Annotated in this window: 22 protein-coding genes; 12 read left to right on the top strand and 10 right to left on the bottom strand. The window is 63.6% G+C overall.

Translation table 11 applies throughout. The features are described from left to right. Nucleotides 1–32 precede the first annotated feature (32 nt). Genes BMI87_RS02365 through BMI87_RS02350 form a run of 4 tightly spaced genes read right to left on the bottom strand, consistent with a single transcriptional unit; the run spans nucleotide 33 to nucleotide 3,292 of the window. Complete coding sequence (locus tag BMI87_RS02365) at nucleotides 33–776, bottom strand: glycosyltransferase (protein WP_078519552.1); 744 nt, start codon at nucleotides 774–776, stop codon at nucleotides 33–35. After that, entirely contained in the window at nucleotides 773–1,348 is a 576-nt protein-coding gene (locus BMI87_RS02360) for a DedA family protein (RefSeq protein WP_078519551.1), read from the bottom strand. Before BMI87_RS02360 ends, BMI87_RS02365 begins: the two co-directional genes overlap by 4 nt. 4 nt (nucleotides 1,349–1,352) lie before the next feature. Beyond that, nucleotides 1,353–2,492: a ceramide glucosyltransferase gene (locus BMI87_RS02355; protein WP_078519550.1), complete on the bottom strand. Its 1,140-nt coding sequence runs from the start codon at nucleotides 2,490–2,492 to the stop codon at nucleotides 1,353–1,355. Continuing rightward, on the bottom strand, nucleotides 2,489–3,292 hold the full coding sequence (locus tag BMI87_RS02350; RefSeq protein WP_078519549.1) for a UDP-2,3-diacylglucosamine diphosphatase: 804 nt from the start codon (nucleotides 3,290–3,292) through the stop codon (nucleotides 2,489–2,491). Before BMI87_RS02350 ends, BMI87_RS02355 begins: the two co-directional genes overlap by 4 nt. Before the next feature lie 326 nt (nucleotides 3,293–3,618). On the opposite strand from BMI87_RS02350, the gene uraH reads away from it, so the two are divergent. Together uraH and BMI87_RS02340 are read left to right on the top strand one after the other, a co-directional pair. Beyond that, the gene (gene uraH, locus BMI87_RS02345; RefSeq protein ID WP_078519548.1) at nucleotides 3,619–3,975 is read left to right on the top strand and encodes a hydroxyisourate hydrolase; all 357 of its coding nucleotides are present in this window, start codon (nucleotides 3,619–3,621) and stop codon (nucleotides 3,973–3,975) included. A 122-nt stretch (nucleotides 3,976–4,097) separates the two neighbouring features. Then, the gene (locus BMI87_RS02340; RefSeq protein ID WP_078519547.1) at nucleotides 4,098–5,396 is read left to right on the top strand and encodes a urate hydroxylase PuuD; all 1,299 of its coding nucleotides are present in this window, start codon (nucleotides 4,098–4,100) and stop codon (nucleotides 5,394–5,396) included. Nucleotides 5,397–5,438: 42 nt separating this feature from the next. Here the strand turns inward: BMI87_RS02340 and BMI87_RS02335 are convergent, their stop codons facing one another. After that, nucleotides 5,439–8,045, bottom strand: a complete 2,607-nt coding sequence (locus BMI87_RS02335) for a methyl-accepting chemotaxis protein (protein WP_078519546.1) — start codon at nucleotides 8,043–8,045, stop codon at nucleotides 5,439–5,441. Nucleotides 8,046–8,267: 222 nt separating this feature from the next. On the opposite strand from BMI87_RS02335, the gene BMI87_RS02330 reads away from it, so the two are divergent. The 6 genes from BMI87_RS02330 to BMI87_RS02305 all read left to right on the top strand — a co-directional run bounded on the left by BMI87_RS02330 (nucleotide 8,268) and on the right by BMI87_RS02305 (nucleotide 12,818). Next, the gene (locus tag BMI87_RS02330) at nucleotides 8,268–8,897 is read left to right on the top strand and encodes an ATP-dependent Clp protease proteolytic subunit (RefSeq protein WP_078519545.1); all 630 of its coding nucleotides are present in this window, start codon (nucleotides 8,268–8,270) and stop codon (nucleotides 8,895–8,897) included. Between the two features lie 118 nt (nucleotides 8,898–9,015). After that, a complete protein-coding gene (clpX, locus tag BMI87_RS02325) occupies nucleotides 9,016–10,281 on the top strand; it encodes an ATP-dependent Clp protease ATP-binding subunit ClpX (RefSeq protein ID WP_078519544.1) in 1,266 nt (421 codons plus the stop codon). 130 nt (nucleotides 10,282–10,411) lie between these two features. Next, the gene (locus tag BMI87_RS02320; RefSeq protein WP_078519543.1) at nucleotides 10,412–11,482 is read left to right on the top strand and encodes an acyltransferase; all 1,071 of its coding nucleotides are present in this window, start codon (nucleotides 10,412–10,414) and stop codon (nucleotides 11,480–11,482) included. 71 nt (nucleotides 11,483–11,553) lie between these two features. Beyond that, nucleotides 11,554–11,928 (top strand): NADH:ubiquinone oxidoreductase subunit NDUFA12, encoded by a 375-nt coding sequence (locus tag BMI87_RS02315; RefSeq protein ID WP_078519542.1) that lies wholly within the window; start codon nucleotides 11,554–11,556, stop codon nucleotides 11,926–11,928. A 12-nt stretch (nucleotides 11,929–11,940) separates the two neighbouring features. Beyond that, a complete protein-coding gene (gene mlaD, locus BMI87_RS02310; protein ID WP_078519541.1) occupies nucleotides 11,941–12,411 on the top strand; it encodes an outer membrane lipid asymmetry maintenance protein MlaD in 471 nt (156 codons plus the stop codon). Continuing rightward, nucleotides 12,408–12,818: a DUF2155 domain-containing protein gene (locus tag BMI87_RS02305; RefSeq protein ID WP_078519540.1), complete on the top strand. Its 411-nt coding sequence runs from the start codon at nucleotides 12,408–12,410 to the stop codon at nucleotides 12,816–12,818. Before mlaD ends, BMI87_RS02305 begins: the two co-directional genes overlap by 4 nt. Here BMI87_RS02305 and aat read toward each other — a convergent pair. After that, nucleotides 12,782–13,420 (bottom strand): leucyl/phenylalanyl-tRNA--protein transferase, encoded by a 639-nt coding sequence (gene aat / locus BMI87_RS02300; protein ID WP_078519539.1) that lies wholly within the window; start codon nucleotides 13,418–13,420, stop codon nucleotides 12,782–12,784. The two genes, BMI87_RS02305 and aat, sit on opposite strands and share 37 nt — an antisense overlap. Before the next feature lie 71 nt (nucleotides 13,421–13,491). Between aat and BMI87_RS02295 the strand changes: the two genes are divergently transcribed. Beyond that, nucleotides 13,492–14,202, top strand: a complete 711-nt coding sequence (locus BMI87_RS02295; protein WP_078519538.1) for a DUF1698 domain-containing protein — start codon at nucleotides 13,492–13,494, stop codon at nucleotides 14,200–14,202. 45 nt (nucleotides 14,203–14,247) lie between these two features. On the opposite strand, the gene accC is transcribed toward BMI87_RS02295, so the two are convergent. Together accC and accB are read right to left on the bottom strand one after the other, a co-directional pair. Next, nucleotides 14,248–15,591, bottom strand: coding sequence for an acetyl-CoA carboxylase biotin carboxylase subunit (accC, locus tag BMI87_RS02290; RefSeq protein WP_078519537.1), 1,344 nt, complete (start codon nucleotides 15,589–15,591; stop codon nucleotides 14,248–14,250). A 10-nt stretch (nucleotides 15,592–15,601) separates the two neighbouring features. Beyond that, the gene (accB, locus tag BMI87_RS02285) at nucleotides 15,602–16,102 is read right to left on the bottom strand and encodes an acetyl-CoA carboxylase biotin carboxyl carrier protein (RefSeq protein WP_078520015.1); all 501 of its coding nucleotides are present in this window, start codon (nucleotides 16,100–16,102) and stop codon (nucleotides 15,602–15,604) included. A 294-nt stretch (nucleotides 16,103–16,396) separates the two neighbouring features. Here accB and BMI87_RS02280 point away from each other — a divergent pair, with 294 nt between their 5' ends. Together BMI87_RS02280 and preA are read left to right on the top strand one after the other, a co-directional pair. Further along, the gene (locus BMI87_RS02280; RefSeq protein ID WP_078519536.1) at nucleotides 16,397–17,740 is read left to right on the top strand and encodes an NAD(P)-dependent oxidoreductase; all 1,344 of its coding nucleotides are present in this window, start codon (nucleotides 16,397–16,399) and stop codon (nucleotides 17,738–17,740) included. Nucleotides 17,741–17,743: 3 nt separating this feature from the next. Continuing rightward, entirely contained in the window at nucleotides 17,744–19,045 is a 1,302-nt protein-coding gene (gene preA, locus BMI87_RS02275; RefSeq protein WP_078519535.1) for an NAD-dependent dihydropyrimidine dehydrogenase subunit PreA, read from the top strand. Nucleotides 19,046–19,055: 10 nt separating this feature from the next. On the opposite strand, the gene BMI87_RS02270 is transcribed toward preA, so the two are convergent. Together BMI87_RS02270 and BMI87_RS02265 are read right to left on the bottom strand one after the other, a co-directional pair. Next, complete coding sequence (locus BMI87_RS02270) at nucleotides 19,056–19,697, bottom strand: hypothetical protein (RefSeq protein ID WP_078519534.1); 642 nt, start codon at nucleotides 19,695–19,697, stop codon at nucleotides 19,056–19,058. A 112-nt stretch (nucleotides 19,698–19,809) separates the two neighbouring features. Next, a complete protein-coding gene (locus BMI87_RS02265) occupies nucleotides 19,810–20,460 on the bottom strand; it encodes a TetR family transcriptional regulator C-terminal domain-containing protein (RefSeq protein WP_210402125.1) in 651 nt (216 codons plus the stop codon). A 201-nt stretch (nucleotides 20,461–20,661) separates the two neighbouring features. On the opposite strand from BMI87_RS02265, the gene BMI87_RS02260 reads away from it, so the two are divergent. Further along, on the top strand, nucleotides 20,662–21,987 hold the full coding sequence (locus BMI87_RS02260; protein ID WP_078519533.1) for an aspartate aminotransferase family protein: 1,326 nt from the start codon (nucleotides 20,662–20,664) through the stop codon (nucleotides 21,985–21,987). The last annotated feature ends 92 nt before the right edge of the window (nucleotides 21,988–22,079 follow it).

Raw genomic sequence — 22,079 nt, 5'->3', positions numbered from 1 at the left:
AACCTCCGCTGATCTGTCGTGAACCGAACCGTTCAGCGAGGTATACGTTCCAACCAGTTGCGTGGTAAAGCCTGCGCCTCGCCGCGAACCCGCAGGCTGCGCATCGCCACGATCTGACCCAACGCGCGATGCGGCGCGATGGTGCGGAAGATATCGCGGATCATGCGTGCGTCGGCGGCGACGCCTGCGCGCCAGTTGCCGAGCTTCGCGGATTTCATCGGGCTGTCGACGCCGGGCCAGGAGACGACGGCGATCCGGGCGCGCTCTGCGATCCACAGCCGGTTCATGAAGACTTCCAGTCCGAAGCGGGGCAGGGCGTTGAGCGCCTCCAGCCACTCGCCCAGCATCTCGCGCGGGATCACCCGCTCGCCCGAAATGTAATCGAGCCCGATCACCCGCCAGATGCGCGGCGCGTTGCGGCGCAGGCTGATCGTGACATCGGCCTCCCCGTTCGCCACCGGCGCGATCAGCGCGCCCAGATCGGCATGGGTCAGCCCCAGCAGATCGCTGTCGAGCAGCAGCAGATGGCTGCCCGCGGCCTCCGCGATCCCGGCAGCCACGGCGGCCGTCTTGCCGCCATTTTGCGTCTGGCGCAGCACCCGCAGATGCGGATGGGCGTCGCGATACCCCTCGGCGATCTCGGCGGTGCCATCGCTCGAGCCGTCGTCGATCACGATCACCTCGGCGATCTGGCGATGGTCCAGCACACGCTCCAGCACCGCGCCGATCCGCGGGGCCTCGTTATAGGCGGGCAGAATGCAGGTGATCGTCGTCATGTGTGCGACCTCTTGCGACGAAAGAACCAGATCGTGCCACCAAGAATGATCACGACCAGCAGGATAAGCGAGCCTTTCGACAGCCAGCTGTCGATCTTCCCGATATGCGAGCCGAGCCAATAGCCGAGCGCCACGAAGGCCAGCGATTTCGGGATTGTCGCGATCAGGTTGGTCAGCATGAAGACCCAGACATTCATCCGCGCGACCCCGGCTGCGACCAGCACCGGCGCGCCCGCCGAATGGGTCAGCTTGCCGAAAACCAGCGTCTTGACCCCTTTGTTCTGGAAGTGCCGCGCTGCACTCACGAGCCGCGCGCGACTGAGGCCCAGTTTGTCGCGCCATTTCTTGGGCATCCGGTTCAGCCCCCATCGGCCAAGCGCATAGAGCCCCAGATCGCCGACGAGATCGGCGAGGATCACGATGATCGCGACCGACCAGACCGAGAACATGTTCTGGCTGGCGAGCCACGCCGCGATCACCGTCACGATCGGCCCTTCGAGCACCGCAATCGGCGCGAGCACGGCCAGACCGTGTTTCGCCATCAATACGGAGATCGTCTCAAGGCCGATCATCAGGTTACTCCGTGACGGGGGTGTCGCTGCGGGCGACGTCCCGGTGGGTCATGTCATTGCCGCGCCAGGTGAAATCGCGCCCGAACCATGTCATCAGCCACAGCGCGGGCAACATCGCGTCGCGGATCGCGAAGCCCGCGATGTCGCGCGCCGAGGCGGGCCAGCCCGCGATCCGGGCAAGCAGCACTTCGGCACCGTACCACAGCGCCACCAGAAGCGGCAGGGCGATCCACGGCATCGCGCCCAACGCCGCCAGAGCAAGGGCGGCGAGGAAGGGCAGGAACGGACCTTGCGCGATTTCGGCGGCGAAAATCATCACGAACCCGTCGCGGCGTACCTTGGACCAGCGCAGCTGGCGGTCCCAGACCTCCCGGGCCGCGCGCGTTCCGATCGGTTGCGCGAAAAGGTGCCGCGTCAGCCGGACCTTCAGGCCCTGACGGCGCACCAGTTTGGTCGAGGCCACGTCCTCAGCCATGTTACGCCCGAGCGCCGCGAAACCGCCGCCCGCCATCAGGATATCGCGCCGCCAGAACAGCGATTTGCCTTGCGCGAAGCCCATTCCGATCATGTCAGCCGCCACCTGCCATCGCGCCTGATTGGTGTTGAGGAAAGCGGCCTCCACCGCGCCCCAGAGATTGCCCGGACGTTCGGCCACCGGTGGGGCGGACACGAGCCCGGTGCCGGGCCGCCACTCCGCCACTAGCCTCTGCAGGTAGTCGCGCGGCAGCAGCAGATTGCTGTCGGCCATCGCAAGCCACTCCGCCTCGGTCGCCGACAGCCCCTTGTGCAGATTGTTCAGCTTCGGATTGCCCGACACCGCGTCGAGTCCGGTCAGAAGCCGGGCGCGCACTTGCGGGTTCTCTTCGATCAGGCGACGCACCAGCGCGCAGGCCGGATCGCGCTCGGAGGGTGCGCAGAAGATCACCTCGTAATTCGGATAGTCGAGGTTGAACGAAGACCCGAGTGTCTCCGCGTCGAACGGATCGACGCCGCAGACCGGGCGCATCAGCGCGATGAAAGGCAGGTCGTCGGGCACCGGCTTCGGCGGGCGGGACTCGCGCCATGCGGTCATTGCGGCGCTGAGAAGATGCGCCGTGAGGGTGATGCTCAGAAGGGCGGCAAGGAAGAGCAGAACGATCGTCATGCGCGAACCTTTGCGACTGCGGGGCGGGTGCCGGTTTCCGGGACCGCTGCGGGCTCCGCGCCCCATTGAAGAAGTTGCAACGCGCCGGAACTATCCTCGGCCAAGGCGGTCAGGCTGTCCACCCAGTCGCCGCAATTGGCGTAGGTCATCCCGTCGACATCGCGCAACGCGGGCTTGTGCGAGTGGCCGCAGATGATCCCGTCGACCCCGGCCTCGGAGGCCATCGCGATCAGCCGATGCTCGTAACCCGAGCCGCGTGCGATCAGATGATTGATCCCCTCGATCGCAAGCTGGATCAAGGTGCGCTCCGTCTCGGAGACGTCGCGGCGGCGGCGCAGCCAGGCATCGATGCCGCGGAACAGCGCGTCCATCCGGCTCCCGAAACGGGTCATCGCGTGCCAGCGCAGGATACGCGCATCGCATTGGTCGCCATGCACGATCAGGTAGCGCTGCCCGTCCGCGCCGACATGCAGCGCCGTCTCGGTCAGCTCGAAGCTGAGGAAATTCATTCCCGGCGAGCGCAGCGCCGCATCGTGGTTTCCGGGCAGATAGACGATGCGAGTTCCGGCTTCGGCATGGGCTTCGAGGGTCTCGATGATCTCGGCATGGATATCACCCCATTGCACGGGCCCGCCATGCCAGAGATCGAGGATGTCGCCGACGAGGTATATTGCGTCGGCCTGCACGCTTTGCAGGAAGTCGAGGATCGGCCCGGGGCTGCATCCTCGCGATCCGAGGTGGAAATCCGACAGGAAAAGGCTGCGGTAGTGGTGTTTGTTGTGATGGCGCGATCGGCTCATGTCACATCTCCGGTGGATCTGCAGGGAGGGGCAGGCACCCGGCGCCTGCGCGGAGAAGCGGAGCGGAAACAGTCGGGAAAATCACAGGCTGTATGTTGTTGCCCATAGGGTCCTTCCGCTCGTTGCTGCGCTGCCCATCGCCTTTCGACGCGACATGGATGTGACGGCCACGTGAACCTGTAATGTCACCTAGAGGCAGCTGTGCGGTGATCAACCATAAGCATGTGAAATACTAAGCAACTTCCGGTGAGCGCACGATATCTTGCGGTTTGTTTCACCCGAAAGCATAGTGATCGCGGTCTCGACGATTGGCGAAGGAGAACGCGATGGCAGGATATCTGACCACCCATGTGCTCGACACGGCACGGGGATGCCCGGCGGAAGGGCTCAAGATCACGCTCTTCGCGCTCGACGGGGGCGACCGTGAGGTGCTGGCCGAGATGGTGACGAATGCCGATGGGCGCACCGACTCGCCAATCCTGCCGGTGGAGCGGTTTCGCACCGGCCAGTTCGAACTGGTCTTCGCCGCGGGCGACTATCTGCGGGCGAGCGGGCAGGGGGCGCCAGAGCCGCTGTTCCTCGATGAAATCCCGATCCGCTTCGGCATGAATGACGCCGAGGCGCATTACCACGTGCCGCTTCTGCTCTCGCCTTACGGTTATTCGACCTATCGCGGCAGCTGACCGCGGGCCCTCCATCTGCTTGCGATTTGAGCAACCGGACAAAATTCGGGCGGTTCCGCCGCGCCATCGCTTGCGCTCGGGCGTGGCTTGGGAAACTCTGAGCGCAAAACGAGGGATGACGGATGGATTACACGTTTTTTCTGGAATGGGTGCAGTTCGCGGTGCGCTGGCTGCATGTGATCACCGCGATCGCGTGGATCGGGTCGTCCTTCTATTTCATCGCGCTTGATCTGGGGCTGGTGCCCGAGCCCGGCGCCCCCAAGGGGGTGCATGGCGCGGCGTGGCAGGTCCATGGCGGCGGCTTTTACCATATTCAGAAATACCTCGTCGCACCCGCGCAGATGCCCGACCGGCTGACATGGTTCAAATGGGAAAGCTACATGACGTGGCTTTCGGGCTTTGCGATGATGGTGGTTCTGTATTGGACACAGGCGCAGTTCTACCTGATCGATCCGCGGGTGATGGAGCTGCCGGTCTGGGGGGCGATCCTGATCTCGATCGGCTCGCTCGCGCTGGGTTGGCTCCTCTACGATTTGATCTGCAAATCGAGCTTTGGCGAGAACAACACGCGGCTGATGCTCGGGCTCTACGTCATTCTCGTCGCGATGGCCTGGGGCTATACGCAAGTCTTCTCGGGCCGTGCGGCGCTGCTGCATCTGGGCGCCTTCACCGCGACGATCATGACCGCGAACGTCTTCCTGATCATCATTCCGAACCAGAAGATCGTGGTCGCCGATCTCATGGCGGGGCGCACGCCCGACCCGAAATACGGCAAGATCGCCAAGCAGCGCTCGACCCATAACAACTACCTGACGCTGCCGGTTATCTTCTTGATGCTGTCGAACCATTATCCGCTAGCTTTCGCGAGCGCGTATAACTGGCTGATCGCCTCTCTGGTGTTCCTGATGGGCGTGACGATCCGGCATTTCTTCAACACCCATCACGCCCATAAGGGCAAGCCGTGGTGGACCTGGGGCGCGACCGCGGCGCTTTTCGTCGCGATCGTCTGGCTGTCCTCGATCCCGAAGGCGGATGCTGGCGAGGACATGGAGGACAGCGCCATGTTGACGCCCTTCGAGCAACGCTTTGCCGCCGCGCCCGGCTTCGACGAGGTCAGCGGGATCGTCATGGGGCGCTGTTCGATGTGTCATGCGAACGAGCCCGGCTATGAAGGGATCGGTCATGCGCCGAAGGGCATCAAGCTGGAGACACCGCGCGAAATTGCCGCCGCCGCACGGCAGATCTATGTGCAAGCTGGGCTGACCGATGCGATGCCACCTGCGAATTTGAGCTACATGGAGCCGCAGGAGCGCGCCGCCATCCGGGCTTGGTTTCGTGCGGGCGAGGCCGGGACACAAGGAACAGGCGAGACGGATCGGGCGGAGGCCGCGATTGCGGTGCCTCATCCCAACGCGTCCTGATTGGCGTCCCGCGTCAATGCGTTCTGCAAGTTCCTTCGTCGGTTAAAAATCCTCCCAATCGTCATCTGTGGGCGGAGGTGGCACCGCCAACGCGGTGTTGCCCGACACGCTGACCTGCTGAGGCGATTTGGGTCGGGCTGATTGCTGCGGCGCGGATGCTGTGGGCCCGGATGTTTCGGGGGAGGTTTCTGCCGCAGCCACTTTTTCTGCTGGCGACGTGCTATCGGCCCCCTCATCCGGAGCTGCCTCGCCAAGTTTGAATTGCCCCATCGCCGCGCCGAGTTCCATCGCTTCGCGTTCGAGGACCTGGCTCGCGGCGAGCGCCTCTTCGAACATGGCCGCGTTGTGTTGGGTGACCTGATCGAGCTGGGTCACGGCGGAGTTGATTTCGGTCAGGCCCGCGCTTTGCTCCTGCGTCGCATTTGCACTGTCCGCGACATAGGCGAGGAGGTCGGAGACGGAGGACTGGATGCCGCCGAGCGCATCTCCCGCTTGCCCGACCAGACCGACACCGCGCTTCACCTGCGCCGAGGAGTTCGCGATCAGTTCGGCGATTTCGCGTGCGGCATCCGAGGAGCGTTGCGCGAGTGCGCGCACTTCCGAGGCGACGACGGCGAAGCCGCGCCCGGCCTCGCCAGCGCGAGCGGCTTCCACCCCGGCATTCAGGGCGAGCAGGTTCGTCTGGAAGGCGATCTCGTCGATGACGCTGGTGATCCGACTGATTTGCTCCGAGCTTTGCTCGATTTCCGACATGGCCTGCACGGCCTCTGAGACAACGTGGCCGCTTTGTTCGGCACTGCGCCGGGCGGTCTCGACGAGGTCGTTGGCGCGACCGGCGGCGTGGGCGGCGGCCTCTACCGAGGCGGTGATCTCGTTGAGCGCTGCGGCGGTCTCTTCCAGCGTCGCTGCCTGCCGTTCGGTGCGTCGCGCCATGTCGTCGGAGCTCGACGAGATTTGCCGCGCCTCGGTGCGGATCGATCCTGCATTGTCGAGCACTTTGCGCATCGCGCCCCGCAAATCACCGATCGCGCTGTTGAAATCGCTACGCAATGTCTTGTAGTCGCCTTCGAATTCGGTGGTGATCTCGGCCATGAGATTCCCGGCGGAGAGCCCGGCCAAGGCCGATTTAAGCGTTTCGACGATGTTCTGTTGGGCGGCCATCATCGCGCTGCGCTCGGCCCGCCGGGTTTCGGCTTCGAGGTGCTGTCGCGTCCGATCACTCGCAAGGACGCTGAACATGACCATCGTGCCGTCCGTGTCGAGGATCGGGTTGACCGAGCCTTCAAGCCAAGCCTGACGGCCATCGGCGCAGCGCAGCATGAGCATACCGGCGAAGGGCTGCGGATCGCGCTGGAGGATTTCGCAGACCGGCGTTCCCTCGAAGGTGATCTGACCGGCGACGGACATCCCCTCCATCTCTGCGCGCGGAGCGCCGAAGACCTCGGCAAATGCGTCGTTGACCGTGTCGATCGTCACGTCAGGGCGCAGATCGACTCGTAGCAGGTTGGCGTCGATCGCGGAAATCAAAGAGGCGTTTCGCTGTTCTTCGGTGATGTTGCGCCATTGCGAGACATGGCCGATCTTCTCCCCGGCCTCGTCGATGACGGGACTGACGAGGGCGAGAATCGCCCCGGCACGCATCCGTCCTTCGAGCGTGAGCGTGTTGCGCGCGCCATCGTCGAGGGCGGTGGCCGTTGTCGTGCCCGCCGGCAAGATGAGATCCGCGCGCGTTCCCAAGAGTTTGTCGGGACCGAAATCTGGGTTGTGGGCGCGAATTTCCGCGGCGAAGGGGCGCAGCAATTCCGCGGCCGCCTCATTGGCGAAGGTGATGACGTGGTCGTTGTTGGTAAGAATGATCGCGACCGTGGCGCTTTCGAGCGCGGCGCTATGCATCCGCGCGGCACGGTTATGCGATTCGGCGGTCGCCAGCTCGGACTGGAATGTCCCCAGAGTGCGGGCGATCGCACCGATTTCGTCGCGGCGACCGGTAGCCGGGATGTCCGTATCGAGTTGTCCCCCGGCCACGGAGCGCATCGCCTCCGTCACGCGGGTGAGGGGGCGGGTGATCAGCCAGCGCGCGCCCAGCATCACACCGCCGAGAATGCCCGCGAAAATCAAAGCGGTGAACGCGAGGTTGCGCACCATGTCCTTTTGCGCGCGAGCGATGGCGGGGGCCGGACTCCAGCGCAGGGCAATCGCGGCGATCGGCGGATCCTCCGGGGAAATGCGCAGCGGAATCGCCTCGCTCAGCCCATCTGCCGAGATCGCCCTGTCGTTGGCCTCAAGCGCGCTTTGCGCCAGAGCGATAAGCGCGGGATCGGGCGCGCCAGCATCGGCCATAACCGTGCCGCGTCTGTTGAGCGCGATTGCGGATTGGCCTGCACCGTCCGAGCCCGCGAGCACGTTTTCTAACTCATGCGTCGCATCCGCGATCCGCCCCGTGATCAGCGCATCCGTCACCGAATCGCCGAGCATCGGCAGGATTTGGTCGAGATGTGCCCGCGCTGCCTCATTGGCGCGACGATGGTTCGAATTGATCGTGAGCAGCGTCATCAGCGTCGCGAACACGAACCCCGCGATAGCGATCAGGATCAGCAATTTGAGCATCACGGTGTGCCAGGCGCTTGCACCAGCCTCGGATTTGGACATGTCCGCCTCATTTTTCCACACGGGCGCATTCCCGCAAAATCGCCGACACGCTACGTCCAGACCCTTTCCATGCGATTAACACGCACCCGCCGACGGCCAATATTTGCGCCGCGGCAGCCCTTCGCGCGGGGTCAGCGCCCTTGAAGGTCCCCGATGCGGTCACTAAGACTTCTGTAAAGATCACACGCTATGAACAGCGTCGAACGACCAGGAAGGGCCGAGATGAAAGATCCCCACGAGTTTTACATGAACACGCTGGTGCCGATGGTGGTCGAGCAGACCTCGCGCGGCGAGCGTGCCTACGACATCTACTCGCGCCTGCTGAAAGAGCGCATCATCTTCCTGTCGGGGCCGGTCCATGACGGCATGTCGACCCTGATCTGCGCGCAGCTTCTCTTCCTCGAGGCCGAGAACCCGAAGAAAGAGATCGCGATGTATATCAACTCGCCGGGCGGCGTGGTGACCTCGGGTCTCTCGATCTACGACACGATGCAATACATCAAGCCGAAGGTCTCGACCCTGGTGATCGGGCAGGCGGCGTCGATGGGCTCGCTGCTGCTGACCGCGGGCGAAAAGGGAATGCGCTTCTCGCTGCCCAACAGCCGCGTCATGGTGCACCAGCCCTCGGGCGGCTATCAGGGTCAGGCGACCGACATCATGATCCACGCCCGCGAGACCGAGAAACTCAAGCGTCGCTTGAACGAAATCTACGTCAAGCACACCGGCAACGACTACGACACGATCGAGGCCGGTCTCGAGCGCGACAACTTCATGTCCGCTGAAGAAGCAAAGTCCTGGGGTCTGATCGATGAGATCCTCGAGAGCCGCGTCAGCGACGACGGAGAAAAGTGATCCTCCCGCTTAACTTCGGGGCGATTTTGACATTGAGGTGACGGTTGGCCTGTCCTAGTCTTGATGGGACAGGCCAATTCACGAAGCCCGGGGGCAGCCCGGGCAGCAGAGGTAAGAGATGGCGAACTCGAACGGCTCCGACAGCAAGAACACGCTCTACTGCTCGTTCTGCGGCAAAAGCCAGCATGAGGTCCGCAAGCTGATCGCGGGCCCGACCGTGTTCATTTGTGACGAATGCGTCGAGCTGTGCATGGACATCATCCGCGAGGAGACGAAATCGGCTGGGCTGAAATCCACCGATGGCGTGCCGACCCCGCGCGATATCTGCCAGGTGCTCGACGATTACGTGATCGGTCAGGAACATGCCAAGCGCGTGCTCTCGGTTGCGGTGCACAACCACTACAAGCGCCTCAATCACGGCACGAAGACCGACATCGAACTGGCGAAGTCGAACATCCTGCTGATCGGCCCGACGGGCTGCGGCAAGACGCTTCTCGCCCAGACGCTGGCGCGCATCCTCGATGTGCCCTTCACGATGGCGGATGCGACCACGCTGACCGAAGCCGGTTACGTGGGCGAGGATGTCGAGAATATCATCCTCAAGCTGCTTCAGGCCTCGGAATACAACGTCGAGCGGGCGCAGCGCGGCATCGTCTATATCGACGAGGTCGACAAGATCACCCGTAAGTCGGACAACCCGTCTATAACGCGCGACGTGTCGGGCGAGGGTGTGCAGCAGGCGCTGCTGAAGATCATGGAGGGCACCGTGGCCTCCGTGCCGCCGCAGGGCGGGCGCAAGCATCCGCAGCAGGAATTCCTGCAGGTCGACACGACGAATATCCTGTTCATCTGTGGCGGCGCCTTTGCGGGCCTCGACCGGATCATCGCGCAGCGCGGCAAGGGCTCGGCGATGGGCTTCGGAGCGGATGTTAAGGATAGCGAAGAGCGTAATATCGGCGAGCTGTTCAAGGAGCTCGAGCCCGAAGATCTTCTGAAATTCGGCCTGATCCCGGAATTCGTCGGTCGTCTGCCGGTCATCGCGACGCTCACCGACCTCGATGCCGAGGCGCTGGTGACCATCCTGACCGAGCCGAAGAACGCGCTGGTGAAACAGTATCAGCGTCTCTTCGAGATCGAGGGCGTGTCGCTGACCTTCACCGACGATGCGCTGACCGCGATCGCCAAGAAGGCGATCGAGCGGAAGACCGGTGCACGTGGCCTGCGTTCGATCATGGAAGACATCCTGCTCGACACGATGTTCGAACTGCCGGGCATGGAAGAGGTCGAAGAGGTCGTGGTCAACGAAGAGGCCGTGACCCAGAGCGACGCCAAGCCGCTGCTGATCTATGCCGAAGCCAAGAAAGAAGGCAAATCGGCGAGCTGATCGCGGTGCTGCAAGGATTAGACATGGGGCGAGCTTCGGCTCGCCCCTTTGCTTTTGCGACATGTTTCTTCTCGCGCGGCGCGGTTTGCGTTAATCTCGCGCACAATTCCCCGCGCAGAAGGGCACTATCATGAGGCAGAGCTTTGCACCGCTCGCGACGGGGCAGGACAATAATCTAAATCTGATCCGTCTGATCGCGGCATTCTGCGTGCTCGTGTCGCATGCCTGGCCGATCAGCCTCGGGCCGCAGGCGCTGGAGCCGCTGGAAGCGGCCACCGGCTTCAGCCTCGGCGCCCTTGCGGTCTTCGTCTTTTTCGCGATCTCGGGCTTTCTGATCTCGGCGAGCTTCGAGCGCTCCAGCAGCCGGTGGCGCTACGTCCGCGCCCGCATCGCGCGCATCTACCCCGGGCTAATCGTCTCGATTTCTCTGGTGACCTTCATCATGGGGCCGGTTCTCACGCGGCTGTCCCCGATGGACTATCTCGCCTCGACCGACACATGGCGGGCGTGGCTTGGCAATGTGAGCTTGCTCCGGCTCGACTACCATCTGCCCGGCGTATTCGAGAGCAATCCCTATCCGACCGTCCAGGGCTCGCTTTGGACCCTCCCGGTAGAGATGCGGTTCTATGTGGTCGTGGCGCTGATCGGGGTGCTGGGCCTGTTGCGCAAACCGTTTACGCTGATGGGGGCTGTCGCGGTGGGTCTGGTCGCGCTGAGTCTGACTGAAGGGCGCGAGTTTCCAGGCGCTTATGCGCTCCGCTCGCTCTGGTATCCGGGGCTGCCCTTCTTCCTTGGCATGGCGCTCTACCTGATGCGTGCGCGTATTCCCGCCTCGGCGATCATTGCCCTTGGTTTCATCGTTCTGGCGGTGATCTCCGCGCATGGCCCTCTGGCGTATCCTGCGATGGCGCTCGCCACCTCCTACGGTGCGCTCTGGTTCGCGGGGCTGCCTTCGGGACGTCTGCGCGAGTTCAACCGGGTAGGGGACTATTCCTACGGTGTCTATATCTACGCCTTCCCGATGCAGGGGCTGGTCGTGGCGCTCTTGGGAGAAATGGGCCCGCTTTTGAATATCGCGCTCGCCACGCCTATCACCGTCGTGCTCGCGGTGCTGTCTTGGCACTGCGTCGAGCGTCCGGCGATGAGAATTCTGCGCCGCAAGCCAATTCCGCAGGCAAATTCCGCTTCGCAGGCGCCCTGATCCCCGCACGGGCACTGGACCTCGACGCCCCAGCGGATATAACAGGCGAGACGCATTGCGGAGGTTGCCCCATGAAGTTTCTGCTTCGAATTCTCACCTGGTGGAACGGCTCGACCGTCGGCACGCAGCTTTTCACCGCGCGTAAGGGCGTGAAAGTTGGCGAGGACGAGCAAGGCAACATCTATTACCGCACCAAGGACGCCAAGCGCCGCTGGGTGATCTATAACGGCGAAAGCGAAGCGAGCCGCATCCCGCCGGACTGGCATGGCTGGATGCACTTCACCTATGACGAGCCGCCGACCGACAAGCCGCTGGCCCACAAGCCTTGGGAAAAGCCGCATGAGGCAAACCACACCGGCACCGAAGCGGCCTATGTGCCGCCGGGGTCGATTCGCCTCGCGCATCCGGTAGAGCGCCGCGATTACGAGGCTTGGCAGCCCGAGTAAGGCCAACCCGCTATGAGCGAAAACCGCACCGAGATCATCACCGGCGCGATCGTGCTGGTCGTGGCCCTGGGCTTTCTGGTCTGGGCAGGGCGCGGCATGGGCATCGGCGCCGATGGCGGCTCTTACCCGCTGCATGCGTCGTTCCGGTCGATCGGGGGCGTCGTGCCCGGCACCGATGTGCGGCTTGCGGGCGTGAAGGTCGGGACGGTGACGAACGTCGCGCTCAACCCGAAGACCTTCTTCGCCGATACCACGATTTCGGTGAAAAACGGCGTCGCGCTGCCCGAGGATACGGTTATCGCGGTGACGCAAGACGGGCTCCTGGGCTCGAATTATATCGACTTGATCCCGGGCGGGGCGATCGACGACCTGAAGCCCGGCGACGAAATTCTCGACACGCAAAGCGCGGTCTCGATGCTGAACCTGATGCTGAAATTTGCAGGTGGCGGCAGTGGCGACGGCGCAGGGGAGGGGGCGCAATGATCCGCGCTTTGGTTTTGATCGCGGCACTCGTTCCGGGGCTCGCTGCGGCGCAGGACTTCACGCAAACGACGCCGGACGACCAGATTCCGCAGGATGAGCCTGCGAAAGGGCTGGCCGACGGTACGGGCGCGATGCTCCGCGGGCTCGACAAGGTCTCGGGCATCGCCTCGGACATCAATTTGAATGTCGGGCAGAGCGTGAAATACGGGTTCATCAAGGTGACGCTGCGCGAATGCCGTTACCCGGCCGACGATCCGTCCTCGGATGCCTATGCCTATGTGACGGTGACCGAAGAGGACAAGCCGCAGCCTGATTTCTCAGGTTGGATGATCGCGTCCAGCCCCGCGCTCTCGGCGCTCGATCACCCGCGTTACGACGTCTGGGTCATCCGCTGTAAAAGCGACTGAGGCGCGGGGATCGCGCCTTTCGTGAAATCGCATTCCCGCGTCAGCGCCTGAGCCAGACGCGCGCGATATTCGATCCGGGTCACTTCGATCGCGCCCATCGAGGCCAGATGCGGCGTGATGTATTGCGTGTCGAGCAAGGTGAACCCCGTCTGGCGCAGCCGGTCCACCAGATAGGTCAGCGCCACTTTCGAGGCATTGGGCCGCCGCGAGAACATGCTTTCGCCGAAGAACGCGCCGCCCAATGTGATCCCGAAAATACCGCCCGCGAGGTCACCGTCCTGCCAGACCTCCAGACTATGCGCGAAACCCGCCGCATGGAGCTGATCGTAGAGCGTGAAGAGCGGGCCGTTTATCCACGTCTCGTCACGATCTGCGCAGCCTTCGACCACACCCCGAAATGCCGCGTTTGTTGTAATACTGTAATCGCCGCGCCGGATTACCTTCGCCAGAGAGCGCGAAATGTGGAATTTGTCCAAGGGCACGATCCCGCGCAGAGCCGGGTCGAACCAATGCAATTGCGGATTGTCGCGGCTTTCGGCCATCGGAAAGATGCCCTGCGCATAGCCCGCTAAAAGTAGTTCCGCGCTCAACCTGTCCGTCATTATCTTGCCCGGTTTTCCCGTTACGCCTAGGCTCGCCAACAAGATGAACCAGAGCGGGGCCGAGCGCAAATATGGGTTTCTACGATTTCCTCCCCGAGATCGACCGATACGCCGAAGATCCCGGCACGGTGGAGCGGATGAACCTGCGCCACAAGATGATCATCAAGCCGCTGGAGCAGGAGATCGCGGGCAAGCGCGTGCTCGATCTGGCGGCGCATGATGGCCGCTGGGCCTATGCCTTCGCGGCGGCAGGCGCCTCGGAAGTGGTGGGAATCGAAGGGCGGCAGGAACTGATCGACCGCTTCGACCAATTTCCCCGCGCGCATCTGCGCGAGAAGGTGACGCTGATCTGCGACGACATTTTCGACGGGATGCAGAAGCTGATCGACGCGGGCGAGCGTTTCGACGTCGTGGGCGTCCTTGGTATCCTCTATCACGTCATGGACCATTTCCGGCTGTTCCAGCTGGTGCGCCAACTGGGGCCGGAACTGGTGATCGTGGATAGCGAATTCGCGCAGCGCCCCGGCCCGGTGATCCTGTTGATGCGCGAGCGCACCGACAACGAGCTGAACTCGATTCCGCAGATCGAGGGGCAGGAAAAGGCGCTGATCGGAATCCCGTCTTTCCCGGCGATGAGCGCGATGGCCGATGTGCTCGACTACGACTGTCATTGGCTGGACTGGGAGCAGATCGGGCAAGGTAAGCGGCAGCATGTTGGCGACTACTATCGCCCTAAGGACAAAGAGAAAAAGCGCGGCACCTGCCTGCTGACCCCGAAATGAAAAACGCCCCCGAAACCGGGGACGTTTTCGTAGATATCGAACCGATCAGAGGTTCTTTTCGAGCCACCGTTCGAGCCAGTGGATCGAGTAGTTGCCGCTCTGGATATCGGGCTCCTGCAGCAGCGCGTTGAACAGCGGCACGGTGGTGTCCACCCCGTCCACGATCAGCTCGCCAAGCGCGCGATGCAGACGCTGCAGTGCCTCGTGGCGGTCGCGGCCATGCACGATCAGCTTGCCGATGAGGCTGTCGTAATAGGGCGGGATCGAATAGCCGTCATAGAGCGCGCTATCCATCCGCACGCCAAGGCCGCCCGGCGCGTGGTAATGGGTGATCTTGCCGGGGCAGGGCGCGAAGTTCGGCAGCTTCTCGGCATTGATCCGCACTTCGATCGCGTGACCGCGGATCGAGAGCGTGTCCTGATCGAATTCCATCGGTTCGCCGGCGGCGACCTTGATCTGCTGACGCACCAGATCGACGCCGAAGATCGCCTCGGTCACCGGGTGTTCGACCTGAAGACGGGTGTTCATCTCGATGAAATAGAACTCGCCATCCTCGTAGAGGAACTCGATCGTGCCGGCGCCGGAATAGCCCATCTCACCGATCGCGTTGGCGCAGATGCTGCCGATGCGGGCGCGCTCTTCAGCGGTGATCGAGGGGCCGGGGGCCTCTTCGAGCACCTTCTGGTGGCGGCGCTGGAGCGAGCAGTCGCGCTCGCCCAGATGGACGCCGCGGCCCTTGCCGTCACCGAAGACCTGCACCTCGATATGGCGCGGCTTCTGCAGGTATTTCTCGATATAGACTTCGTCATTGCCGAAGGCGGCTTTCGCCTCGGAGCGTGCGGTGCGGAACGCGACCTCGAGCTCTTCTTCGGATTTCGCGACCTTCATCCCGCGACCGCCGCCGCCGGCGGTGGCCTTGATGATGACGGGGTAGCCCATGTCACCGGCGATCTGCTTCGCAGCCTCGGTATCGGGCACGCCACCCGCAGAGCCCGGAACGACCGGAATGCCGAGGTTCTTCGCGGTTTCCTTCGCGGTGATCTTGTCGCCCATGATGCGGATATGGGCGGCCGACGGGCCGATGAAGGTGATGCCGTGATCCTCGAGCACCTGCACGAAGGCGGCATTCTCAGACAGGAACCCGTAGCCCGGGTGAATCGCCTGGGCGCCCGTGATCTCGCAGGCCGCGACGATGGCGGGCACCGAGAGATAGGATTGCGTCGAGGAATTCGGGCCGATGCAGACCGATTCATCGGCCATGCGCACATGCATCGCGTCCGAATCCGCCGTCGAATGGACCGCGACCGAGGCGATCCCCATCTCGCGGCAGGCACGGATCACGCGCAGCGCGATCTCGCCCCGGTTGGCGATCAGGATCTTGTCGAACATACCGGCCCCCTTATTCGACGATCATCAGGGTCGAACCGTATTCGACCGGCTGACCGTCATCGACGAGGATGCGCTTCACGGTGCCCGATTTCGGGGCGGGGATGTGGTTCATGGTTTTCATCGCTTCGACGATCATCAGCGTCTGGCCTTCCTTGACCTGATCGCCGACCTTCACGAAGGCCGATGCGCCCGGCTCGGGCGAGAGATAGGCGGTGCCCACCATCGGCGAGGCCACGGCGCCGGGATGATCGGCGGGGTCTTCGACGGGCGCGGATTGCTCGGTGGCTGCGGATTGCGCCGCCGGGGCCGCTGCGGGCGCCGGAGCGGGGGCAGCCGCAGGAGCAGGCGCTGCGGCCTGCACGATGTTTGTCTGTTTCGACACCCGCACTTTCAGGCTGTCATCTTGCGCGTAATCGCGAGTCACGGCGATTTCGGTCAGCTCGTTCGAATTGAGCAGTTCGGCAAGGGCCTGAATGAAGGCCACGTCGTTGTCACGGGTATTTTTGGTCATGCGGTCCTCGAAGGGTGCTTTGAAATGGAGCCCATTCTGCGGGGCTCTTTGGTGCTGGAGGCGGTTATACGCGAGGTAACGCGCGGTGAAAAGCCGCATCGGGCGTCCTGGTGTCAGGGTTTCGCGATCTCGTGATTGCCCGATAATTGAGCACAGGTGGGGTAGGGGGCGCTGAACTACCGGGCAATCGGGCGGGAATTGGCGACCCGCCGCGCTGCGGCATATTTTACCACTTGATAAAATTCAATCCTGTGCGAGCGTAGGGAACAAGAAAAACTGACAGGGAGCCCGCAAGTGTCCAATAGCCAGCTCACCGAAGGGATCGCGCCAGCACGGCTCGACCCGGAAAGCTACTGCACCAATTTCGCCGATCACGCGCCGCCGCTGGGCACGCAAGAAGCCCGCATTGCGGCCGATCGCTGCTATTTTTGCTACGATGCGCCGTGCATGGAGGCATGCCCGACCGCGATCGACATTCCGCTGTTCATCCGGCAAATCTCGACCGGAACGCCGGAAGCCGCGGCGAAGACGATCTTCGATCAGAACATCATGGGCGGCATGTGTGCCCGTGTTTGTCCGACCGAGAACCTTTGCGAAGGCTCCTGTGTCCGCATGGATTCGGAAGGCGAGCCGGTCGAGATCGGCGCGCTGCAGCGTTTCGCGACCGATACCCTGATGGCCAAGCAAAGCCACCCCTACACCCGCGCCGAGCGCACGGGCAAATCGGTGGCGGTCGTGGGCGCCGGGCCTGCGGGTCTCGCCTGTGCGCACCGTCTCGCGATGAAGGGCCACGAGGTCACCGTCTATGATGCGCGCTCCAAGCCGGGCGGGCTCAACGAATACGGTATCGCCAGCTACAAGACGCCGGGCGGGTTCGCGCAGGCGGAAGTCGACTGGCTGATGCAGATCGGTGGCATCACTATCGTCGAGAATTGGCAACTTGGCCGCGTCGGGGATGGCGATCTGGCCGAGCTGCTGGGCGATTACGACGCGGTCTTCCTCGGGATGGGGCTGTCGGGCGTGAACGCGCTGCGCCTCGATGGCGAAGACAAGGATGGCATCCGCCCCGCGACCGAATTCATCGCGGAGCTGCGTCAGGCCTCCGATCTGGCCGAGCTGCCGATCGGGCGCGACGTGGTCGTGATCGGCGGCGGCATGACGGCGGTCGATGCTGCCGTGCAGTCGAAGCTGCTAGGCGCGCTCAATGTGACCCTCGTCTACCGTCGTTCGCGCGCCGAGATGCCCGCCAGCACGGTCGAGCAGGAACACGCGCTGACCCATGGCGTGAACATCATCGAGAACGCCGCCCCCATCGCCATCCATGGTAACGGCGCGGTGCGTCAGGTCGAGTTCGCCTACACGAAGAAAGGCGAGGGCGGTCTGGAGATGACCGACGCCACCTTCAAGCTGTCCGCCGATCAGGTCTTCAAGGCTATCGGTCAGACGCTGGGCGATATGCCTCCGAAGGTCGAAGTCGCGGGCGGCAAGATCAAGGTGGACGGCGCAGGCCGCACCTCGGTCGAACGGGTCTGGGCGGGGGGCGATTGCACCCATGCCGGCGAAGACCTGACCGTGACGGCGGTCGCGCAGGGGCGCGATGCGGCTGAAGAAATCCACCAATTCCTGATGGAGGGCTAAGAGATGGCCGATCTGACTTCTGAATTCATCGGTATCAAATCCCCCAACCCGTTCTGGCTCGCCTCCGCGCCGCCGACGGACAAGGAATACAATGTCCGCCGCGCGTTTGAAGCCGGTTGGGGTGGGGTCGTGTGGAAGACGCTGGGCTCGGAAGGTCCGCCCGTCGTCAACGTCAACGGCCCGCGGTATGGCGCGATCTATGGCGCGGATCGCCGTCTGCTCGGTCTCAACAACATCGAGTTGATCACCGACCGTCCGCTGCAGACCAACCTGCGCGAGATCAAGGCGGTCAAGCAGGACTACCCGGACCGCGCGATCATCGTCTCGCTGATGGTGCCCTGTGACGAGGAAAGCTGGAAGGCGATCCTGCCGCTGGTCGAGGAAACCGGCGCCGACGGGATCGAGCTGAACTTCGGCTGCCCGCATGGCATGGCCGAGCGCGGCATGGGTTCCGCGGTGGGGCAGGTGCCCGAATATATCGAGATGGTCACCCGCTGGTGTAAGCAATATTGCAGCCTGCCGGTGATCGTGAAGCTCACGCCCAACATCACCGATATCCGCCGCCCGGCAGAGGCCGCCAAGCGCGGCGGGGCCGATGCGGTCTCGCTGATCAACACGATCAATTCGATCACCTCGGTCGATCTGGACGATTTCGCGCCGGAGCCCACCATCGACGGCAAAGGCACCCATGGCGGCTATTGCGGTCCGGCGGTGAAGCCGATCGCGCTGAACATGGTGGCCGAGATCGCCCGCGATCCCGAAACGGCCGGTCTGCCGATCTCGGGCATCGGTGGCGTGACCACCTGGCGCGATGCGGCAGAGTTCATGGCGCTCGGGGCTGGTAATGTGCAGGTCTGTACGGCGGCGATGACCTATGGCTTCAAGGTCGTGCAGGAAATGATCTCTGGCCTCAGCGATTACATGGATCGCAAGGGCTTCACCTCGACCTCCGAACTGGTGGGGCGCGCGGTGCCGAACGTGACCGATTGGCAGTATCTGAACCTCAACTACGTCACCAAGGCCGAGATCAATCAGGACGATTGCATCAAATGCGGCCGCTGCTATGCCGCCTGCGAAGACACCTCGCACCAGGCGATCGCGGTGACCGAAGATCGCGTCTACTCGGTCAAGGACGAGGAATGCGTGGCCTGTAACCTCTGCGTCGAAGTCTGCCCGGTCGAGTGCATCACGATGCGCAAGATGGACAAGGGCGAGGTGGATCCGCGCACCGGCGAGACGGTCGGCGACTACGCCAACTGGACGAGCCATCCCAACAACCCCTCGGCTGCAACAGCAGCCGAGTAAGGGCAGGGGCCTAGCGGGTCACGTCGAGGTTCGGCGCGACCTGCGGGGCAACCTGAGACCATCCCTCCTGCGACGCGCCGCTCCGATGATCGGAGGGCGCGTCGTTTTTATCTTCCGCCTGTGGCGCAGGCTCGGCACGCGCCTCCTTCGCGGTGTCGGGCGCTTTGACCTCCGCGCGCTCCTCCGTTGATGTGTCGGTGGTCTGGATCGTGTCGGTGGGCTGCACCGTCTCCGGGGCGGGGGCGTCCGAGGTCTCCACGAGGTCCGGCGCAGCCCAGAGCGCAGCGGCCTGAGCCTCGAGCGGCGTGACCTCGAATGTCGGGATCGGGCCGGTCAAGGCGTCGGGGTCGGGCCGTGCACCCCCATCGCGGCTGCCGAGTGTACGGGGCGATTGGCTTGCATCCTCCGCACTCCGATCCTGACCTTCCTCCTTCAGCGTGCTGGCGCCGCGTGCCGCGCGCGCTTCCAAGGCGCGCACTTGCTGCGCGCGATCCTGCGGCGTTTGGGTGTCTACATTCGCGCCGAGGCCGCCGTTGGTATTGGCCGCATTCGCCGCCGCCTCCACCGTGCTGGCAGGCGCTGTCTTCGGGGCCGCCACCGTCAACAGAGGCGACCACCCGACCTGAGGCATCAACCCCGAAATCCGGTCCATCCCGAGCTCCATATTCCTGCGCCCCCACGCATCCTCAGACTGCGCCGGGGGCGTTACCGGACCGTTAAGATCAGGCAGAAACTCCGGGGATAGTTACGGAAGGCTTAATCGCTTATGGCTTGAGCAGCCGCGCGAAGAGCATATCGAGGAACGGCGCCGCCCCTTCGATCGGGTCCTTGCCCGGGCCGAGCACCGCACGCACCTGCGTGTCGAAATCGGCGTAATGCTGGGTCAGCGCCCAGATCGAGAAGATCAGGTGATGCGGATCGACCGGGGCAAGACGCCCCTCGGCGATCCAGCCCTCGATCACCTTGGCCTTCTCGTCCACCAAGGTCTTGAGATCGGTGGACAATCCCGCGCCCATCCGCGGCGCGCCCTGCAAGACTTCATTGGCAAACAGGCGGCTTTCGCGCGGCATCTCGCGGCTCATCTCGAGCTTGCGGCGCATGTAGCGCATGATTTCCTCGCGCGGCTCGCCCGCAGGATCGATCGCGCGCAGCGGCGCGAGCCAGATATCGAGAAGCCCAGCAAGAAGCGCCTCGTGGATCGCCTCTTTCGAAGGAAAGTAATAGAGCACGTTCGGCTTGCTCAACCCAGCTTCCGCCGCGATCTGGTCGAGCGTCGCGCCGCGGAACCCATGCGCGGAGAACACGTCCAGCGCCGCCTCGAGAATCTTGCCGCGATTGACCTTTTGTATCCGGGTCAGCGGGCGCTTGCCGTCGTCGTCGCTGGTGAAGTCGCGCGGGTCGAGGTCGTCTGCCAAATATTCGTCTCCCAGTTCGTGTTTTATGTTAACCGAAGCGTTACTGCGGGATCAATCGCTACGGGGCAGCAGAGTGCGCTTTTAACGCGCATTGAAGGCCGCTTGACTGGTTCCTAAGCTGTGCTAGCGTGAGTCTGACCGTTCGGTCAAACTAGACAATCCGGCCGTGTCTCGACCCGGCCGCCCGACCGGAGTTTTTCCATGGCGCTCGACCGCAAGTCCCCCAACGATCTCAACGCTTTCTGGATGCCCTTCACGGCGAACCGCCAGTTCAAGAAGAACCCGCGCATGTTCGTGGGCGCGAAGGATATGCATTACACCACCTCGGACGGGCGTCAGGTGCTCGACGGCACGGCTGGTCTTTGGTGCTGCAACGCGGGCCATTGCCGTCCGAAGATCACCGAGGCGATCCAGAAACAGGCCGCCGAGCTCGATTACGCGCCCGCCTTCCAGATGGGCCATCCGATCGCGTTCGAGCTCGCGAACCGTATCCTCGACATCGCGCCCGACGAGATGGCGCATGTCTTCTACACCAATTCCGGCTCAGAATCGGTCGAGACCGCGCTGAAACTCGCCATCGCCTATCACCGTGCGCGCGGCGACGGCGCCCGCACCCGTCTGATCGGACGCGAGCGCGGCTATCACGGCGTGAACTTTGGCGGCATCTCGGTCGGTGGTATCGTCACCAACCGCAAGGTCTTCGGCCCGCTCGTGCCGGGCGTCGATCACCTGCCGCACACCCATCTGCCCGAGGAGAACCGTTGGTCGAAGGGCTGCCCCGAGCATGGCGCGCATTTGGCCGACGACCTCGAGCGTATTATCGCGCTGCATGGCGCCGAGACCATCGCCGCCGTCATCGTGGAGCCGGTTGCGGGCTCGACCGGCGTGCTGCTGCCGCCGAAAGGCTACCTGCAGAAGCTGCGCGACATCACCAAGAAGCACGGCATCCTGCTGATCTTCGACGAGGTGATCACCGGTTTCGGGCGCACGGGCGCGGCGTTCGCCGCCGAGAAATACGGTGTCGTGCCAGATATGATGACGACCGCGAAGGGCCTCACCAACGGCGTGATCCCGATGGGCGCGGTGCTGGCGACGGCCGAGGTTCACGACGCCTTCATGAACGGCCCCGAGCACATGATCGAGCTGTTCCACGGCTACACCTATTCCGGCAACCCGATCGCCGCCGCCGCCGGGATCGCGACGATCGAGACCTATCGCGAAGAGGGTCTGTTCGAGCGCGCCGCCGAGCTTGCCCCCTATTGGGAAGAGGCGCTGCATTCGCTCAAGGGCGTGCGCAACGTGATCGACATCCGCAACGAGGGCCTGATCGGCGCAGTCGAGCTGGAGCCGATCGCGGGCGAACCCACGAAGCGGGCCTTCTCGGCCTTCCTGAAGGCTTACGACAAAGGCATCCTGATCCGCACCACCGGTGACATCATCGCGATGAGCCCGCCGCTGATCATCTCGAAAGAGCAGATCGACGAGCTGGTCGGCACGCTCAAAGAGGTGCTCGAAGAGGTTGAGTAATCGGGCCCAAGCCGAGATGACAAGACGGCCGCGCAGGGGTTGCGCGGCCGTTTTTTTGTTGCGGCGTGGTGCTTGAGGGCGCGGGGCGACCA

Origin of the sequence: Thioclava sp. F28-4 (assembly GCF_002020045.1) — a bacterium.
Taxonomy (GTDB): Bacteria; Pseudomonadota; Alphaproteobacteria; order Rhodobacterales; family Rhodobacteraceae; genus Thioclava; species Thioclava sediminum.
The sequence above is the reverse complement of the archived record's forward strand: the minus strand, read 5'-3'. Positions and strand labels throughout refer to the sequence as shown.

What these genes read in the sequence shown, in the direction of transcription:
- BMI87_RS02365 (WP_078519552.1), bottom strand. Translation starts at nt 776, where the DNA reads ATGACGACGATCACCTGCATTCTGCCCGCCTATAACGAGGCCCCGCGG.
- BMI87_RS02360 (WP_078519551.1), bottom strand. Translation starts at nt 1,348, where the DNA reads ATGATCGGCCTTGAGACGATCTCCGTATTGATGGCGAAACACGGTCTG.
- BMI87_RS02355 (WP_078519550.1), bottom strand. Translation starts at nt 2,492, where the DNA reads ATGACGATCGTTCTGCTCTTCCTTGCCGCCCTTCTGAGCATCACCCTC.
- BMI87_RS02350 (WP_078519549.1), bottom strand. Translation starts at nt 3,292, where the DNA reads ATGAGCCGATCGCGCCATCACAACAAACACCACTACCGCAGCCTTTTC.
- uraH (WP_078519548.1), top strand. Translation starts at nt 3,619, where the DNA reads ATGGCAGGATATCTGACCACCCATGTGCTCGACACGGCACGGGGATGC.
- BMI87_RS02340 (WP_078519547.1), top strand. Translation starts at nt 4,098, where the DNA reads ATGGATTACACGTTTTTTCTGGAATGGGTGCAGTTCGCGGTGCGCTGG.
- BMI87_RS02335 (WP_078519546.1), bottom strand. Translation starts at nt 8,045, where the DNA reads ATGTCCAAATCCGAGGCTGGTGCAAGCGCCTGGCACACCGTGATGCTC.
- BMI87_RS02330 (WP_078519545.1), top strand. Translation starts at nt 8,268, where the DNA reads ATGAAAGATCCCCACGAGTTTTACATGAACACGCTGGTGCCGATGGTG.
- clpX (WP_078519544.1), top strand. Translation starts at nt 9,016, where the DNA reads ATGGCGAACTCGAACGGCTCCGACAGCAAGAACACGCTCTACTGCTCG.
- BMI87_RS02320 (WP_078519543.1), top strand. Translation starts at nt 10,412, where the DNA reads ATGAGGCAGAGCTTTGCACCGCTCGCGACGGGGCAGGACAATAATCTA.
- BMI87_RS02315 (WP_078519542.1), top strand. Translation starts at nt 11,554, where the DNA reads ATGAAGTTTCTGCTTCGAATTCTCACCTGGTGGAACGGCTCGACCGTC.
- mlaD (WP_078519541.1), top strand. Translation starts at nt 11,941, where the DNA reads ATGAGCGAAAACCGCACCGAGATCATCACCGGCGCGATCGTGCTGGTC.
- BMI87_RS02305 (WP_078519540.1), top strand. Translation starts at nt 12,408, where the DNA reads ATGATCCGCGCTTTGGTTTTGATCGCGGCACTCGTTCCGGGGCTCGCT.
- aat (WP_078519539.1), bottom strand. Translation starts at nt 13,420, where the DNA reads ATGACGGACAGGTTGAGCGCGGAACTACTTTTAGCGGGCTATGCGCAG.
- BMI87_RS02295 (WP_078519538.1), top strand. Translation starts at nt 13,492, where the DNA reads ATGGGTTTCTACGATTTCCTCCCCGAGATCGACCGATACGCCGAAGAT.
- accC (WP_078519537.1), bottom strand. Translation starts at nt 15,591, where the DNA reads ATGTTCGACAAGATCCTGATCGCCAACCGGGGCGAGATCGCGCTGCGC.
- accB (WP_078520015.1), bottom strand. Translation starts at nt 16,102, where the DNA reads ATGACCAAAAATACCCGTGACAACGACGTGGCCTTCATTCAGGCCCTT.
- preA (WP_078519535.1), top strand. Translation starts at nt 17,744, where the DNA reads ATGGCCGATCTGACTTCTGAATTCATCGGTATCAAATCCCCCAACCCG.
- BMI87_RS02270 (WP_078519534.1), bottom strand. Translation starts at nt 19,697, where the DNA reads ATGGACCGGATTTCGGGGTTGATGCCTCAGGTCGGGTGGTCGCCTCTG.
- BMI87_RS02260 (WP_078519533.1), top strand. Translation starts at nt 20,662, where the DNA reads ATGGCGCTCGACCGCAAGTCCCCCAACGATCTCAACGCTTTCTGGATG.